The following is a 15501-nucleotide window of genomic DNA, read 5'->3' on the forward strand; positions in this document are numbered from 1 at the left end:
GCCGGGCGACCGTCGCCCAGCCGAAGGGGTCGCGGGCCTGCGGGGGCGGCCGATCGTGTCCGGCCGGGACGGCACAGGCCATCGGGGGTGCTCCATGATCCGAGAGGTCGACATCCGGCATGTCGGCTCTCTCGCATCAGGCTTGTTCGCGCCGGGCTTCCCCGAGGTTACCGAGCGCATGGGACCGACGTCACGATCGTCGCCCTCTCACTCGGCCAAGCGGAAGCGGTCGACCTCGCGCAGCAGCTCGAGGAAGGCGCGGGCGCCGTGGTCGAGGGCACGATCCCCGGCTTCCGCGGTACCGAGGCGGGCGTCGCCGATGGCGCCGGCCGGGTTGAGATCTTCCGCCCGCCAGGCGAAGGCGGCGGGACGGCCCGCGCGCAGATGGGTGAAGGTCCGCTCCATCGCCAGCGTGCGCGGCGTGAAATCCGCGATCTCGGAACGCCGCACCAGATCCGGCCGCAGGGCCAGCATCAGGGCGGTCTCGATACCGCCGCCATGGATGCCATGACGGATCTCCGCCTCGGGGAACAGCCCGTCGGGATAACCGAACCGACTCCAGGCGGTGGTCACCGCCACCATGGCGTGGCGCCCGCGCAGATCCCCCGCCACGAGGTCGATCAGGCCGCTGTTGCCACCATGCGAGGTCACGATGACGAGCTTGCCGCAGCCGCCGCGGCGGACGGCATCGCCGATCCCGGTCCAGGCCTGCAGGGCCGTCGCGGTGGTCAGCGACAGGGTCCCGGGAAAACCCTCGTGCTCATCCGACTTGCCGACGACCTGGACCGGCAGGAGCAGGACGTCGAGATCTTGGGCCGGCAACGTCATGAGACGCGCGAGATAGCCCTCGGCGATGATCGCGTCGGTGGCCAGCGGCAGGTGCGGGCCGTGCTGCTCGATGGCGGCGACGGGCAGCACCGCGATCGTGCGACCCATGTCGCGATCCCGGATCTCGTCCGTCGTCAACTCGGCCCATTGGCGTATCGGCATCGCCGCTCTCCTCGGGCGAAGCGATCGAGACGCCGCGCGCCATCCTGCGTGCCACGGAAACCACGCCTCATCCAAGAGGGGCTGCCGCACCCTCGAACGCGAAGCGGGCCGGGGCGCGTAAACGCCCCGGCCCGCTTCTCAGGCGATGAATCGATGATTCAGCGGGTGCGGCGCAGGAGCCAGCCGGCGCCGAAGGCGGCCGCGGCCACGAGGAGGAGGGTGGCACCCTTGTTCTCGTCGGCCCGGCGGGCGATGGCGCGGCCGCGTCGCACGGCCTCGTCCTGGTAGAGCCGGCCGCGGTCCTGGAGGTTGCCCGCGATGGCCCGGCCCCTGTGGCGGGCCTCGTCGACACGGTGGGCTCCGTCGCGCTGCAGGTCATCGGCGGCATGACGGGCCCGGCCATAGGCAGACTGGACGGCACCGGCCGCCTGGTCGTAGGCGCCCTCGGCCTGCGGACGGACCCGTCCGGTCACGGCACCGAGGGCCGAGCGCCCGCGGCCCTGGATGTTCCGGATTCCACCCTCGATCTGGTCGCGGTTCATCTTGAAGATCCTTCTCGTCTCGGCCCTAGTCAGAACACCCGAACGCGCGCGGGCACTCCGGCAAGGACTGTTTCGATGATGCTGTGGGTCGGCCCGACGGCGCGATGCCTCGGCCCGTCAGGGACCGAGGCGAAGGGACGATCCGCTCAGATCTTCTTGACGGCGTCGGCGGCGCTCTGGGCCGCGCCCTTGATGCCGTCCTTGGCATCGCCGACGGTCTTCTGGGCTTCGCCCTTCAGTTCCTGAGCCTTGCCCTCGGCCTGCAGCTTTTCATTGCCGGTGGCCGAACCGATGCCTTGCTTGATGTTGCCGACGGCCTCGTTGGCGAGACCCTTGATCTTGTCCGTCGTGCTGCTCATCAAACGCTCCGTGAAGTTGGTTCCAGGCTGAACGTCCGGTCGCAGGATGCCACCCGGCGTCGTCTGGCAAGCGTAACGGTGCCTACTCCCGTTGGTTCCATATCCGACAGTTTCCCGCCTGGCCTGAGCCTGTTCACTGCACTTCTGATGTCGCACCGCAAACGTCGTCCTTTGCACTGCAAGAAAACCCACGGGCCGAATGCGCGGGTTGAGCAGCATCTCAAATTTTTTAGGGGCTTAACCCAAAAATTTTGCAGACGAACCACAGGTTTGGCCGAGGTATAGCTCCTTGAATTCAAAATAATTGCCGATAAAACCGAAATCCGCAAACAAGAGTTGAGTCAAGGAAGACGCCCATGACCGCGCGTACTGCTGCGCCTGTCCCGCCCGGGACGACGTCGATCGCGCCCGCCGACGTTGCTGCAAGCCGCAGGGAGCTTGCTGCGACAGTGGATGCGCCACCGCTCGGACGGTGGGGACAGCTCGTCCTCGGCGTGCTCTGCATGTCGATGATCGCCAACCTGCAGTATGGCTGGACGCTGTTCGTGGACCCGATCCAGCAGAAGTTCGGCTGGGAACGCACCGCGATCCAGTGGGCCTTCACGATCTTCGTGGTGATGGAAACCTGGTTGGTGCCGATCGAGGGCTGGTTCGTCGACAAGTACGGCCCGCGCCTCGTCACCATCTTCGGCGGCGCCCTCTGCGCGCTGGGCTGGGTGATGAATTCCTACGCCGACACGCTGACCATGCTCTATGCGGCCGCCGCGATCAGTGGCGTCGGCGCGGGCGCGGTCTACGGCACCTGCGTCGGCAATGCCCTGAAGTGGTTTCCCGACCGGCGCGGCTTCGCGGCCGGCCTCACCGCGGCCGGTTTCGGCGCGGGCTCGGCCCTGACTGTGATCCCGATCGCCAACATGATCCGCGATTCCGGCTACCAGCACACCTTCTTCGTGTTCGGCCTCGGCCAGGGCTTGGTCGTCATGCTGGCGGCCCTGCTCCTCGTCTCGCCGAGCGCCGCCTTCAAGGATCGGATGCTGGCCGGCCGCACCGCGACCGTAAACACCGTCACCCGGCGCCAGTACTCGACCGCCGAGATGGTCCGGACGCCGGTCTTCTGGCTGCTCTACCTGATGTTCGTGATGATGGCCGCCGGTGGCCTGATGGCGGCCGCCTCCCTCGCTCCCATCGCCAAGGACTTCAAGGTCGCGGGGGTCGAGGTCTCGCTCATCGGCATTACCCTGCCGGCCCTGACTTTCGCGCTCACCATCGACCGGGTGCTCAACGGTGTGACGCGGCCGTTCTTCGGCTGGGTCTCGGACAAGATCGGGCGCGAGAACACGATGGTCATCGCCTTCATGATCGAGGGCGCCGGCATCCTGGCGCTCGGCATGTTCGCTCATATCCCGATGGCCTTCGTGCTGCTCACCGGGCTCGTGTTCTTCGCCTGGGGCGAGATCTACTCGCTGTTCCCCGCCACCTGCAGCGACACCTACGGCGACAAGAACGCGGCGGCCAATGCCGGCCTTCTCTACACCGCCAAGGGCACCGCCGCCCTGCTCCTGCCGATCCTGCTCATGATCCAGGCCAAGACCGGCTCGTGGCAGAACGTGTTCTACGCCGCCTCCGGCATGGCCTTCCTGGCCGGGTTCCTCGCGCTCTTCGTGCTGAAGCCGATGCGCGCCCGGTTCATCGCCCGGAGCTGACCCGATGGCACGCTGGCTCCGCTACCTCCACCACGGCGCGAGCGGCTTCGGCCGCCTCGACGGCGAAACCATCCACGTTCATGCGGGCGATCTGTTCGCCGATCCGACACCCACCGGCGCGATCCTGCTGCTGTCCGAGGTCACCCTCGACCTTCCGTGCCGACCGTCGAAGTACATCGCCCTGTGGAACAACTTCCACGCCTCGGCCGAGAAGCAGGGGCTCACCCGGCCCGATGTGCCGCTCTACTTCGTGAAGCCGGCGAGCTGTTACCTCGCCAGCGGGCAGACGATCACGGCGCCTGAGGGCTCAGGCCGGCTGCTGTTCGAGGGCGAACTCGGGATCGTGATCGGCCGGCGCGGCCGAGACCTCACGCCGGAGACGGCGGCCGCGCACATCTTCGGCTACACCTGCGTGAACGACGTCACCGCGCTGGAAGCGCTGAAAGCCGACTCGAGCTTCGTGCACTGGACACGCTCCAAGGGCTTCGACGGTTTCGGCCCCTTCGGTCCGGTGATTGCCACCGACATCGATCCCGAGGGGCTCGATGTGGCGGTGCGGGTGAACGGACGCGAGCGCCAGCGCTATCCGCTCGCCGACATGATGCGCCGGCCCGCCGAACTCGTGGCCGAGCTTTCTCGGGACATGACCCTGGAGCCCGGCGACCTCATCGCCTGCGGCACCTCGGTGGGCAGCGGCCCGATCCCCAGGGGCGCCACGGTAGAGGTCGAGATCGCCGGCATCGGCGTGTTGTCGAACGGCGTTTCATGAGACACCCGACTCCCACGAAGCGGACGTGATCAGGACAGGTTTTGAGGACACCCATATGAGCATCGCGATCGTCGGCGCCGGCGCCATCGGAGGATTTCTCGGCGTGCGCCTCGCCCATGCGGGCGAGGACGTCACCTTCATCGCGCGCGGCGCCAACCTCGACGCCATCCAGCGAAACGGCATGCGGCTGATCGAGGAGGACGGCTCCGAGATCCACGTCACGAACCTGAAGGCCACCAAGTCCATGGCCGAGGCGGGCCAGCACGACATCGTGCTCCTCACGGTCAAGGCGCATCAGGTCGGGCCGATCGCAGCCGACCTTCACCACCTCATCGGACCCGAGACGATGGTGGTGACGATGCAGAATGGCATCCCGTGGTGGTACTTTTCGCAGGGGTATGGCGGGGACCTGACGGGTACGCACCTGGAGACCGCCGATCCGGCCGGCCTCATCGCCCAGCACCTCGACCCGAAGCACGTCATCGGGTCGGTGGTGTATCCGGCGGCCGTGCTCACGGAGCCCGGCGTGGTTCAGGTGGTGGAGGGCCATCGCTTCGGCCTCGGCGAGCTCGACGGCTCGATGTCGGCGCGGGTGCAATCCCTGGCCCAGACCTTGATCAAGGCGGGCTTTCGCGCACCGGTGACCAGCGACATCCGGGCGGAGATCTGGCTCAAGCTGTGGGGCAATCTCAGCTTCAACCCGATCTCGGCGCTGGCCCACGCCACCCTGGTGGACATCTGCCAGTTTCCCGAAACCCGGGCGCTCGCCGCCGACATGATGCGGGAAGCGGAGACGATCGCGAACCGCCTCGGCGTCACCTTCAAGCTCGGCATCGAGCGCCGCATCGCGGGGGCCGAGAAGGTCGGCGCCCACAAGACCTCGATGCTGCAGGACGTGGAGGCCGGGCGGCCAATCGAGCTCGAGGCCCTGGTCGGCTCGATCATCGAACTCGGGCGCCTCACCGACACCCCGACGCCCCATATCGACACCGTCTACGCCCTGATGCGCCTCCTCGCCCAGAGCCTGGAGCGGGCGCAGGGGCGCCTCTCCATCACGCCGGCCTGAACCCCAGACATTCGAGGACGATGACCATGGCCGAGACCGCCGCACCGACGACCGCCGCCACCACTCTCCACGCCCTGATCCGCGCGGGGGCCGGGGAGGCCACCGCCCTGTCGAGCCCCGGTGGCGTGCCGCTGACCTTCGGCCGTCTCCGTGCGCTCACGGACCGGACGATCGCGGCCCTCAACGCGCAGGGCATCGGTCGAAACGATCGGGTCGGCATCGTCCTCGACAACGGGCCGGAGATGGCGGCCGCCTTCATCGCCATCGGAGCGGGTACGACGGCGGCCCCCCTCAACCCGAGCTACAAGGCGGACGAGTTCACGTTCTACCTCTCCGACCTCAACGCTCGCCTGCTGGTCGTCGCCGCGGGCTCCGAGAGCCCGGCCGTGGCCGTGGCCGCGCGCCTGGGCGTACCCGTGGTGCGCCTGACCCCCACCCCGGCAGAAGGCGCGGGCAGCTTCACCCTGTCTTTCGAGGACTCCACCGCAGCCCCGGCGGCCCAGGGCGGCCCAGCCCATCCCGAAGATATCGGCCTCGTGCTGCATACCTCGGGCACCACCTCGCGCCCCAAGATCGTGCCCCTCAAGCAGTCGAACGTCTGCGCCTCGGCCCGCAACATCCGCACCACCCTGGCCTTCACGGCCGAGGATCGCGGTCTCAACATCATGCCGCTGTTCCACATCCACGGGCTGATCGCCGGCATCCTGGCGCCGCTCTCGGCCGGCGGCCAGGTTTGCTGCACCCCGGGCTTCAACGCCCTGAAGTTCTTCGGTTGGATGAGCGAGATCCGCCCGACCTGGTACACGGCGGTGCCGACGATGCACCAGGCGATCCTCGGCCGCGCCTCCCGCAACCGGGAGACCATCGAAGCCAATCCCCTGCGCTTCATCCGCTCGTCTTCCTCCTCCATGCCGCCGCAGGTCATGAAGGAGATCGAGGAGGTCTTCGGCGCACCCCTGATCGAGGCCTACGGCATGACGGAGGCTTCCCACCAGATGGCCTCGAACCCGCTGCCGCCGCGCCCGCACTACGCCGGCTCGGTCGGTCTCGCGGCCGGTCCGGAGATCGCCATCGTGGACGAGGATGGCGAGCCCCTGCCCGCCGGCGAGACCGGCGAGATCGTCATCCGCGGCGACAACGTGATGTCGGGCTACGAGAAGAACGACAAGGCCAATGCGGAGGCCTTCACCAAGCAGGGCTGGTTCCGCACCGGCGACCAGGGCTCGCTCTCACCCGAGGGCTACCTGACCATCACGGGGCGCCTCAAGGAGATCATCAACCGAGGCGGCGAGAAGATCTCGCCCCGCGAAGTCGACGAGATTCTCATGGACCACCCGGCGGTGTCGCAGTGCGTCACCTTCGCGATGCCGCACGACAAGCTCGGTGAGGACGTCTGTGCCGCGATCGTGCTGCGCGAGGGACACCACCTTGTCGAGAAGGAGTTGCGCGGCTTCGCCTCGGAGCGTCTCGCCGCCTTCAAGGTGCCGGCCAAGATCATGATCCTGGACGAGATCCCGAAGGGCGCCACCGGCAAGCTCCAGCGGATCGGCCTGGCGCAGAAGCTCGGTCTGGTCTGACGCCGGAACGAACGGGGCAGGTCCGGGATATACCGGACCTGCCACACGGGGCCGTCCGAGCCTCGGCGCCCCTCAGGCCGACAGGACCTTGCCGACGCGGCCCTCGATCGCGTTCCATACCGAGACCGCCAAGTCCGGCCCGCCGAGGCGCCTGATCGCCCGAATGCCGGTCGGCGACGTCACGTTGATCTCGGTGAGATTTCCGTCGATCACGTCGATCCCCACGAGGATCAGGCCCCGGCGCTTCAGCTCCGGGCCGATGGCGGCGCAGATCGCGCGCTCGCGCTCCGTGAGATCCGAAGCCGCCGCTGCACCGCCTCGCACCATGTTCGAGCGGATGTCATTGAGGGCGGGCACCCGGTTGATCGCGCCCATCGGCTCGCCGTCCACCAGGATGATGCGCTTGTCGCCCTCGGTGATGCGCGGCAGGAAACGCTGCACGACCCACTGTTCGCGGAAGGTCACCGAGAACAGGTCGAACATCGAGCCGAAATTCGCGTCCTCCGGCAGGACCCGAAACACCGCAGCTCCGCCATGCCCGTGCAGGGGCTTCATCACGATGGCGCCGTGCTCGGCCCGGAACGCCTCGATCTCGGCCTTGTCGCGGGTGATCAGGGTAGGGGGCATCAACTCGGGAAAATCGAGGACGAACAGCTTCTCGGGCGCATTGCGGACCTCGGCGGGGTTGTTCACCACGAGGGTCCGCGGGTGGATCCGCTCCAGCATGTGGGTTGCGGTGATGTAGGCCATGTCGAAGGGCGGGTCCTGACGCATCAGGACCACATCGACGCTCGACAGATCGATGCGCTCGACCGGCCCAAGAGTGGCGTGCGCCCCCTCCACGTCCTGCACCGTGAGGGCCTCGACGCGGGCCGTCACGACCTGACCCTGCATCGACAAGCGATCCGGCGTGTAGTGCAGCAACCGGTGTCCCCGGGCCTGGGCCTCGAGCAGGAGCGCGAAGGTGGTGTCCCCGGCGATCCGGATCGTTTGGATCGGGTCCATCTGCACCGCGACGGTCAGGGTCATGCTGTCAAACCTCTGTCTGGGAACGGGCAGCGTCGTTGCCCGTCCCGCCCGTGATGCGGTGTGCCGTGCGGCACCTTACTTCTGCGATTTCCCGCCGGTGCGGCGGTCGTAGTCGCCGATGGCCGCCTTGCACTCGGGCGACAGGCGGGCGCGGTTGCGATCCATGCAGCGCTCCGCATCCTGGCTATTGGGATCCACGCCGGCACAGAGGCGGAAATAGTCGTTGGCGCATCCCAGCTGAAGGCCCTGGTCCTCACGCTGGGCCTGGGCCGGGCTGACCGCCACCATCAGGAGGGCGAACGGCGCAATCCGCAGGGCCGTGCTGAGTCCTTTGGTCGAGCTCAAGAGTCGGGAGATAACCACGCGCATCCGGCGGTGTCCTTCAATCGAAATGGGGTGTGCGAAAGGGAAATGTATTGGATGGGAGAGTGCGTTCGCGAAAAGTCAGGCCGTTCGAACGGAAGCGACACGGCATATCGGGCGCGACCGGCCCTTAGCAAGCGCTCCCGCCGCCGCGTGTTCCATGCCGTCGATCCCGCGTCCGGCGGGGTTCGAAGTGTCGCCGTAATGCCGATCCCGCAAAAAAAGCCCCGCTCGCCGGGCGAGCGGGGCCGAGTACAAGGGAGGAAATGCCCGCCATGGGCAGCCCACGCCGTCGCAAATAGCGGGCCATGCCATGGGCCGAGGGCGTGGCAGGGAAGCCACGCCCGACTGGCCCGCTGCGACCGAGGCACGGAAGAGAGAGCCGTTCCGGCCATCGCAAGGTTCCGTTAACCACCCCATGCTGATCTCTGACGGCATCACCCCGACACCGGAACGGCCCGGATGCGGCGGGAGCAGGCCCGGCGACGGCTCGCCTCAGAGATCGAACGGAATCGGAAACCAGCCGATGAACACCCACAGGTTGCCCGACACCGGCGGCGCCGATCGCCGCCCCGAGCGTCCGACGGCCACGGTCGTGACGTTCCCGGCTACGGCGCGCCGCTTCCGGAGAGCGGACGCGGATGCGCCGCGGGGCGCCATTCTGCTCTTCACCGGAATTCGCTACGAGCGCATGCCCGAGCCGGAAGCTCCCGCGCCGCGCCTGCGCCGCCGTTCCTGACACCCGGCCGACGCGCCCCCGCATGGTGTCCTTATTCCGAACCGGACGTCGGCAGGCCCTCCGGCTGCATGCGCTGCGCCTGATACCCCTCGCGATCCCGGCGCTCCTCGCCGGCTGCGCGCAGGAGGGGGATTTCGGGCGGCCCAAAACCGGCGCCTGGAACAGCCTGATCGAGACCACCGGGACCCTGGCGGCGCGGGAGCGCGAGGAGCCGGCCTCCGCCTTTCCCTTCACCGACGAGGAACGCGTCCTGCGCGACCGCGCCTGGCGCTTCCTCATGCCAGCGGCCGGGCACGACGCGTTCACGGTCATTCTCGCCAATCTCACGCGCGCCCGGGTGCTCCCCGCCTCCTGGCGGACCGACGATCCGGCGGCCTATCACGACACGCTGATGGCACAGAGCTTTCGCTCGCCGGTCTCGCGCTACCGGCGCCTGTCGGAGGATATCGGCACCGATGCCCGGCTGATCCCGCAATTCGCCGCCCTGGCGGTGCGGGTGAAGGAGGGCGACGCCCTGCGCCTGCGCAGCTTGCCCTTCGCCAAGAGTCTGGACGACGGCGATGTGCGCCAAGCCGCCATGCGGGTGGCCGAGAACCGGTGCCTCATCGCCTGGGTCCGCTTCGAGACCGGTCGCCGCTCCCGCCGCTACCGCTATGCTCTCGAGCATCTGCTGATCGAGGCGCCAGGGCCGGAAGGCGTGTCGGTGGAAGGGACCCTGGCCGCCCTCGACGGGCGGCGTCCCCTGCTCGATCCGTTGGTACCGCCGGAAGCCGAGGCCCGATGCGGGCTCCTGCCGGAGGCGGAGGGCGTGGTCGCGGTCGCAGCGCCGAGGCCGATCGTCGCCAAGAATTGAGGAGTGCCTCAGCCGCCGGTCTTCTCGTCGCCGGGGCTGTCGACGGTGCAGGAGACCGCCTGTACCGCCGCGTCGGCTGCTGTGCGCTGGCTTGGCAGGGCCGCGATCACCCGCACCACCACGAAGCCCCGGGTGTCGCCGGCGACGATGCGGACATCGTGGCTGACCTCGTCCTCGTCGGCATTGGCGAGCGCCTCGTCGTATTGGGACCGGGTGAGCACCACGAGGTCGAGGGCGCCGCGCACCGCCGCCTGGTCGGTCACCGCGTAGAAAGCCCCCCGCTGTCCGTGTACCGCCAGGGACAGCATCAGCGAGCCCGTACGGGCCGAAACCCGCATCGGTCCCTCGGAGAGATCATAGGCGCAGAGCCCGACCGCCACCGCCGGGTCCGGAATCGGAAGCCACGCCTCCACGGGCGGGGTGGCGTCGCCGGCCGCCACGGTGTTGATCGCCAGCGGATGGTCGAGGTTCTCCCCGGAACGCGCCCGCGACAGCGCATCGGACTCCGCCAGGCGCGGGATGAGCAGGACGGTGGCCCCGTGCACGAGGCCGGCGAGCACCAGTCCCGACAGGGTGGCGACGAGGAAGCGGCCCCGCGGGGTCATGCGGCGCACCCGGTCCGGGTGATGGCCGGCACCGCCGAGCGGTCGAGGCTGCCCGCGCTGGCCGCCACGGGCGTGTCGTACAGGCGCAAGGCGAGCCGTACCGGCCCCCTGGGGCGCGGCATCGGCAGCCAGTTCCCCGGTTGGACCTCCGGCGACAGGGTGATGACGAACTGCCCGTCGGTCTCGCGCAGGATCTCGGTGGCGGTGAAGCCTTCGCGCATCGGGGCGGTGTCCGAGTCGCGTGGCCCGCGCCCGGCCACCGTCACGGTCCAGGCGCGGGCCGGCGGCGTCACGCCCGCCACGCGGTAGGTGCAGGCGGCATCGAGTGCCCGTCCGGATTCGTCCTGTTCGGCCGTGAGCAGCATGCCTTCACCGATCGCCAGGGGGATCTCACCGCGCCGCGCGTTGACCGCGCGGGCGTAGGGATCCGCACCGACGGAACCGACTTTCGGCCAGGCGGTCCAGGCCCCCACCCGCACGCCGCCGAAGGGATAGCCACCTCGCGTGGCATAATCGGCGGTCGCGAGGCCAAGGCCCGCCCCCAGCGCCAGGGCGTAAAGCATCATTGTCACGGTCGAAGCCTTGCGGACGCCGCGTCGCAGCGCGCGCGTCAGGCGTCCGCCGGTTCCGGAGACCGGGCCTGCTTCCCGGCTCCGAAGCTCGGAAGAACGCGTTCGGCTCTGGTCCGGACGCAACCGCGCCACCGTCTCGGCGAATGTCATGCGCATGATCGCCGGCTACGGTGTGCCGACGCGGCCGCCGACGGCGCGAACCCCGTCCGCCACCGGGCCGGGGGCGTTCAGGGGCTCGAGGGCGGAGGTTTTCTCGGATGCCTTCAGGGAGGTCTTCTCCACCTGGCGGAACAGGCCGTTCATGCTGCCGATGACCTCGAAGGAACGCCGGGAAAGTTTGCCGGCCGCGCTCGCCGCCGCGTTCACGGGGGCCGCACTCTGCCCCGACTGCGCCACTGCACGGCCCGGATCCTTCAGGCCCGGCATGGGTTTGAGCTCGATACCCTGATGCGCGACTTCCATCACGTCATGCCAAGTCATGGCCGGCAGCGAGCCGCCCGTCATTTTGTTGGTGGAGGTGTGATCGTCGTTGCCGAACCAGACAGCGCCGACGTAATTGCCCGTATAGCCGACGAACCAAGCGTCCCGGTAAGCGTTCGTGGTGCCGGATTTGCCCGCGACCTTGATGCCTTCCAGGGCCGCGCGCTTGCCGGTGCCTTCCTCGACCACCTTGGTCAGCATGTAGTTCATGTCGGCGACCACCTGGGTCGACAGCACCTGCGGCATCGGCTCGTCGGCATGGCGGTAGATCACATCACCGGACGAGTTGCGGACCTCCATGGCCGCGTAGGGCTTGGCCCTGCGCCCGCCATTGGCGAAAACCGCGTAGCCGGCAGCCTGGTCGATGACGTTCACCTCCGCCGAGCCGATCGGCAGGGAGACGGAATCGGTCAGCTGCGTGGTGATGCCCATGGCGTGGGCGGTCTCGATGATCTTCTTGCGCCCGGCGGCGGCGGCCCTGGCTTCATGGGAGATGCCCATCGCCTTGCCCAGGGCGATCGAGACTTGAATCGGGATGGTGTTGATGGATTTCGCCACCGCGACAGTGAGCGTCGTGGCCCCCGAGAACGAGCGCCCGTAGTTCTGCGGGCACCAGTTGCCGATGCAGACGGGCCGATCGACGACGCGCGTGTCCGGCCGATACAGGCCCGAGGCGAGGCCGGCGGCGTAGACATAGGGCTTGAACGACGAGCCGGGCTGGCGAAGGGCGTCGGTGGCGCGGTTGAACTGGCTCTCGCCATAATCGGCACCACCGACCATCGCCCGAAGGGCCCCGTCCGGATCGAGGATCACCATGGCGGCCTCGTCAACCTCGTACTGGTCGCCGAATCGGCGCAGGGTATTCTGCACCACCTCGTCGGCCCGGCGCTGGATGGTCAGGTCGAGGGGCGTCTTCACGGTGAGGACGCGGTCGCTGCGGAAGCGGCCCGCATCGGCCATCTGCTTGATCTCGCCGAAGGCCCAGTCGAGATAGTAGTCCGCCGTGATGTCGCGGGTCCGAGTCACCGGTGTTGCGGGGTTGCGCAGGGCGGTCTGGATCTGGCCCTCGGTGAGGAAGCCGGCCTCGACCATGTTGTGCAACACGTCGCCGGCGCGGGCACGGGCCGCCGGCAGGTTCACGTGGGGGGCGTACTTGGTCGGCGCTTTGAACAGGCCGGCGAGCATCGCGGCCTCGGCCAGGGAGATGTCCTTCAGCGGCTTGCCGAAATAATAATCCGCCGCCGCCACGGCGCCGAAAGTGCCGCCGCCCATGTAGGCCCGGTCGAGGTAGAGCTTCAGAATCTCGTTCTTGGAGAGGTGGCTCTCCAGCCAGAGCGCCAGGAAGGCCTCGTTGATCTTGCGCTCGAGGGAGCGCTCGTTCGTGAGGAACAGGTTCTTGGCGAGCTGCTGCGTGATCGACGAACCGCCCTGGGTGTTGCCGCCGCCGCGCGAGTTCGACACCAGCGCGCGGGCGGTGCCGATGGGGTCGATGCCCCAATGCTCGTAGAAGCGCCGGTCCTCGGTGGAGACCAGAGCCTTGATCATGATGTCGGGAAAATCGTCGAGCCTCAGCGAGTCGTCGTGCTTGATGCCGCGCCGTCCGACCTCGGTGCCGTAGCGGTCGAGGAACGTCACGGCGAGGTCCTGGGCCTTGAGCCAGTTGTCGCTGGTCAGGTTGAAGGCCGGCTGCGCCAGGGCAAGCATCAGGACCGCGCCACCCGTACCGAGGGTCACCCCCTCGCTGGTCAGGTCGAGGGCGAAGCGTTTCCAGCCTCGTACCGAGAAGACGTTCATGCGCTCCTGGAAGCGCTCGTAGGTCTCTCCCGCCGTGCGACCGCCGTCGTACAGGCTCGCGTTCACCCAGGCGTCGAAGGCGAGGGCGGCGTGCTTGATCCGTGTCGTGAGGGAGGTCGCTTTGGGCAGGCGCACCTGAGTTCCAGTCCTTCCGCACCCGGTTCCGGCACGACGCCGGTCCGCGCGATCCTACCAACACCCGCGCCCGGCCGCGAGGCTTCGTTCATGGGAACGCCCGACAAGGGCAAGCGTCCCGCCGCCGCAGGCCATAACCTGTTCTTAATCTTGATGCCGGAATGGGGCGGCGCGGTGGCGCGGCGCCTCCGAACACGGCGCGGCGTCATGCCGTGCGCCGGCAACGCTTGCTCCCGGGGCCGCGTTGCGGCACAGGGGCAGATCATCCGGATCCTCGCCGCTCCCAGCCCAAGGTGTTCCCCATGCGGGACCGCTCGGCCGCGCGTTCCCCGACGCCGCAGGCCTTCCCCGAAACCATCCGTTCCGATCCCCAGACCGCTCCGACCGTGGAGCCGTTCTGGCGGACGAAGAGCCTGGAGGCGATGTCGCCGGCCGAGTGGGAGAGCCTGTGCGACGGATGCGGCCGCTGCTGCCTCCTCAAGCTCGAGGACGAGGATACGGCGGAAGTCTATCACACCGATGTCGGCTGCACCCTCCTCGACGGCCATGGCTGCCGCTGCCGCGACTATGCGCGGCGCCAGAAGCGCGTGCCCGATTGCGTGCGCCTGACGCCCGAGGCGGTGCGCACGATCCCGTGGCTGCCACCGACCTGCGCCTATCGACTGATCCGCGAGGGCCGCGATCTCTACGCCTGGCATCCGCTGGTCTCGGGCCGCGCCGCCAGCGTGCATGAGGCCGGCATCTCCGTGCGCGGCCGCGTCTCCGGCAACGAGGAGGAGTTCACAGCCGACGAACTCCTCGATCGGATCGTGACCTGGCCCAATCGCACGCCGGAGACCGAGGACGACGCAGAATAGGCGTGGCCTCAGGCGTCGAGCATTGAGGGGGCGGCATTCTCGGCGATGATCCGGCGGGCCTCGGCCGCGTCGCGATGCATCTGGGCGATCAGGGCCTCCGCTCCGTCGAAGCGGACCTCGCCGCGGAGATAGTCCAGGAACTCCACCGCGATCGTCTGGCCATAGAGGTCGCCGGAGAAATCGAACAGGTTGACCTCGAGGAGCGGGGCGCCGTCGTCGAAGGTCGGGCGCCGGCCGTAGCTGGCGACCCCGTTTTTCACCCGACCGTCGGGCAGGCGCGCTCGCACCGCGTAGATGCCGTGGGCGAGGTTGCAGGCGGGCAGCGCCACGTTGGCGGTGGGATAGCCGAGGGTACGTCCACGCTTGTCGCCGTGGCGGACCTCGCCGGAGACGAACCAACGGTAGCCGAGGAGCGCGTTGGCCCGCGTCACCGCACCCTCGGTGAGGGCAGCCCGGATCGCGCTCGACGAGACCGGCTCCGCCCCCGTGCTCAGGGCGACAGGCGGGATGATCCGGCAACTCAGGCCCGCCTGCGTGCAGAGATCGGCGAGGACCATCGGCGTGCCCTCGCGGCCTCGGCCGAAATGGAAATCGTGGCCGATGACGACGCCCGCCACCCCGAGGTCGCGCACCAGCAGCCCCTCGACGAAGTCGCGCGCGCCGGTTCCCGCCAGGGTTGCGTCGAAGCGGCGCACGATGAGTCCGTCGAGGCCGAGATGGGCGAAGACGATCTCCTTGGCTTCCGCGTCGGTGAGACGGAACATGGGGAGATGTGGCGCGAAATAGGCGCGCGGATGCGGCTCGAAGGTGAGGACGACCGCCGGGCGGCCGGCCGCCTGCGCGGTCTCGCGCACGGCGGCGATCAGGGTCCGATGACCGAGATGCACCCCGTCGAAATTGCCGATCGCCGCGATGGCTCCGGCGATCACGGGCGGCACCGGCTCGTCCTCGCGGCAGATCGTGAAGCGTCGCTCGTGCGCGGATGCGGCGGGCGGGACGGCGGATTCGTCGCCAGACGACATCGGATCTCAGGAGTTGCAGCGGTCGGGGACGGGAGCTGTGGCGGCG

16 protein-coding genes are annotated in these 15501 nt (G+C 68.7%); 7 read left to right on the top strand and 9 right to left on the bottom strand.

Annotated elements, in window-relative coordinates; genetic code table 11:
* Window positions 1-207: 207 nt before the first annotated feature.
* The 3 genes from ASF20_RS18210 to ASF20_RS18220 form a co-directional block, all read right to left on the bottom strand.
* Entirely contained in the window at window positions 208-990 is a 783-nt protein-coding gene (locus ASF20_RS18210) for a creatininase family protein (RefSeq protein ID WP_056276455.1), read from the bottom strand.
* A 158-nt stretch (window positions 991-1148) separates the two neighbouring features.
* The gene (locus ASF20_RS18215) at window positions 1149-1532 is read right to left on the bottom strand and encodes a CsbD family protein (RefSeq protein ID WP_056276457.1); all 384 of its coding nucleotides are present in this window, start codon (window positions 1530-1532) and stop codon (window positions 1149-1151) included.
* 146 nt (window positions 1533-1678) lie between these two features.
* Complete coding sequence (locus ASF20_RS18220; protein WP_055946396.1) at window positions 1679-1891, bottom strand: CsbD family protein; 213 nt, start codon at window positions 1889-1891, stop codon at window positions 1679-1681.
* Window positions 1892-2340: 449 nt separating this feature from the next.
* Here ASF20_RS18220 and oxlT point away from each other — a divergent pair, with 449 nt between their 5' ends.
* Genes oxlT through ASF20_RS18240 form a run of 4 tightly spaced genes read left to right on the top strand, consistent with a single transcriptional unit; the run spans window position 2341 to window position 7006 of the window.
* Window positions 2341-3594 carry an oxalate/formate MFS antiporter gene (oxlT, locus tag ASF20_RS18225; RefSeq protein WP_056218373.1) on the top strand — a complete coding sequence of 418 codons (1254 nt, stop codon included), beginning with the start codon at window positions 2341-2343 and terminating at the stop codon, window positions 3592-3594.
* Window positions 3595-3598: 4 nt separating this feature from the next.
* Window positions 3599-4363 carry a fumarylacetoacetate hydrolase family protein gene (locus ASF20_RS18230; protein ID WP_056276461.1) on the top strand — a complete coding sequence of 255 codons (765 nt, stop codon included), beginning with the start codon at window positions 3599-3601 and terminating at the stop codon, window positions 4361-4363.
* 55 nt (window positions 4364-4418) lie between these two features.
* Window positions 4419-5429: a 2-dehydropantoate 2-reductase gene (locus ASF20_RS18235; protein ID WP_056218368.1), complete on the top strand. Its 1011-nt coding sequence runs from the start codon at window positions 4419-4421 to the stop codon at window positions 5427-5429.
* Window positions 5430-5449: 20 nt separating this feature from the next.
* Entirely contained in the window at window positions 5450-7006 is a 1557-nt protein-coding gene (locus ASF20_RS18240; protein ID WP_056276465.1) for an acyl--CoA ligase, read from the top strand.
* A 72-nt stretch (window positions 7007-7078) separates the two neighbouring features.
* On the opposite strand, the gene gshB is transcribed toward ASF20_RS18240, so the two are convergent.
* Window positions 7079-8035, bottom strand: a complete 957-nt coding sequence (gshB, locus tag ASF20_RS18245) for a glutathione synthase (RefSeq protein WP_056218363.1) — start codon at window positions 8033-8035, stop codon at window positions 7079-7081.
* Window positions 8036-8110: 75 nt separating this feature from the next.
* Complete coding sequence (locus tag ASF20_RS18250) at window positions 8111-8404, bottom strand: hypothetical protein (protein WP_056276468.1); 294 nt, start codon at window positions 8402-8404, stop codon at window positions 8111-8113.
* A 520-nt stretch (window positions 8405-8924) separates the two neighbouring features.
* Here ASF20_RS18250 and ASF20_RS18255 point away from each other — a divergent pair.
* Window positions 8925-9137 carry a hypothetical protein gene (locus ASF20_RS18255; protein ID WP_056218358.1) on the top strand — a complete coding sequence of 71 codons (213 nt, stop codon included), beginning with the start codon at window positions 8925-8927 and terminating at the stop codon, window positions 9135-9137.
* A 22-nt stretch (window positions 9138-9159) separates the two neighbouring features.
* Window positions 9160-9990 carry a hypothetical protein gene (locus ASF20_RS18260; RefSeq protein WP_244476473.1) on the top strand — a complete coding sequence of 277 codons (831 nt, stop codon included), beginning with the start codon at window positions 9160-9162 and terminating at the stop codon, window positions 9988-9990.
* A gap of 8 nt (window positions 9991-9998) precedes the next feature.
* Here ASF20_RS18260 and ASF20_RS18265 read toward each other — a convergent pair whose 3' ends face one another.
* From ASF20_RS18265 to ASF20_RS18275, 3 genes are all read right to left on the bottom strand, one after another.
* Window positions 9999-10595 carry a hypothetical protein gene (locus ASF20_RS18265; protein ID WP_056218356.1) on the bottom strand — a complete coding sequence of 199 codons (597 nt, stop codon included), beginning with the start codon at window positions 10593-10595 and terminating at the stop codon, window positions 9999-10001.
* On the bottom strand, window positions 10592-11209 hold the full coding sequence (locus ASF20_RS18270) for a DUF1214 domain-containing protein (protein ID WP_244476486.1): 618 nt from the start codon (window positions 11207-11209) through the stop codon (window positions 10592-10594). Before ASF20_RS18270 ends, ASF20_RS18265 begins: the two co-directional genes overlap by 4 nt.
* Window positions 11210-11332: 123 nt before the next feature.
* Window positions 11333-13576 carry a PBP1A family penicillin-binding protein gene (locus ASF20_RS18275; protein ID WP_056218353.1) on the bottom strand — a complete coding sequence of 748 codons (2244 nt, stop codon included), beginning with the start codon at window positions 13574-13576 and terminating at the stop codon, window positions 11333-11335.
* A 302-nt stretch (window positions 13577-13878) separates the two neighbouring features.
* Here ASF20_RS18275 and ASF20_RS18280 point away from each other — a divergent pair, with 302 nt between their 5' ends.
* Window positions 13879-14433, top strand: a complete 555-nt coding sequence (locus tag ASF20_RS18280; protein WP_082501427.1) for a YcgN family cysteine cluster protein — start codon at window positions 13879-13881, stop codon at window positions 14431-14433.
* An 8-nt stretch (window positions 14434-14441) separates the two neighbouring features.
* On the opposite strand, the gene ASF20_RS18285 is transcribed toward ASF20_RS18280, so the two are convergent.
* Entirely contained in the window at window positions 14442-15455 is a 1014-nt protein-coding gene (locus ASF20_RS18285; RefSeq protein ID WP_056276471.1) for a bifunctional riboflavin kinase/FAD synthetase, read from the bottom strand.
* Window positions 15456-15501 lie beyond the last annotated feature (46 nt).

Origin of the sequence: Methylobacterium sp. Leaf88 (assembly GCF_001422795.1) — a bacterium.
Classification (GTDB): Bacteria; Pseudomonadota; Alphaproteobacteria; order Rhizobiales; family Beijerinckiaceae; genus Methylobacterium.

Coding starts and splice junctions, on each gene's coding strand:
- gshB (WP_056218363.1), bottom strand. CDS start 8,035: ATGACCCTGACCGTCGCGGTGCAGATGGACCCGATCCAAACGATCCGG.
- ASF20_RS18265 (WP_056218356.1), bottom strand. CDS start 10,595: ATGACCCCGCGGGGCCGCTTCCTCGTCGCCACCCTGTCGGGACTGGTG.
- ASF20_RS18285 (WP_056276471.1), bottom strand. CDS start 15,455: ATGTCGTCTGGCGACGAATCCGCCGTCCCGCCCGCCGCATCCGCGCAC.
- ASF20_RS18215 (WP_056276457.1), bottom strand. CDS start 1,532: ATGAACCGCGACCAGATCGAGGGTGGAATCCGGAACATCCAGGGCCGC.
- ASF20_RS18230 (WP_056276461.1), top strand. CDS start 3,599: ATGGCACGCTGGCTCCGCTACCTCCACCACGGCGCGAGCGGCTTCGGC.
- ASF20_RS18210 (WP_056276455.1), bottom strand. CDS start 990: ATGCCGATACGCCAATGGGCCGAGTTGACGACGGACGAGATCCGGGAT.
- ASF20_RS18220 (WP_055946396.1), bottom strand. CDS start 1,891: ATGAGCAGCACGACGGACAAGATCAAGGGTCTCGCCAACGAGGCCGTC.
- ASF20_RS18250 (WP_056276468.1), bottom strand. CDS start 8,404: ATGCGCGTGGTTATCTCCCGACTCTTGAGCTCGACCAAAGGACTCAGC.
- ASF20_RS18280 (WP_082501427.1), top strand. CDS start 13,879: ATGCGGGACCGCTCGGCCGCGCGTTCCCCGACGCCGCAGGCCTTCCCC.
- ASF20_RS18235 (WP_056218368.1), top strand. CDS start 4,419: ATGAGCATCGCGATCGTCGGCGCCGGCGCCATCGGAGGATTTCTCGGC.
- ASF20_RS18260 (WP_244476473.1), top strand. CDS start 9,160: ATGGTGTCCTTATTCCGAACCGGACGTCGGCAGGCCCTCCGGCTGCAT.
- ASF20_RS18255 (WP_056218358.1), top strand. CDS start 8,925: ATGAACACCCACAGGTTGCCCGACACCGGCGGCGCCGATCGCCGCCCC.
- ASF20_RS18240 (WP_056276465.1), top strand. CDS start 5,450: ATGACCATGGCCGAGACCGCCGCACCGACGACCGCCGCCACCACTCTC.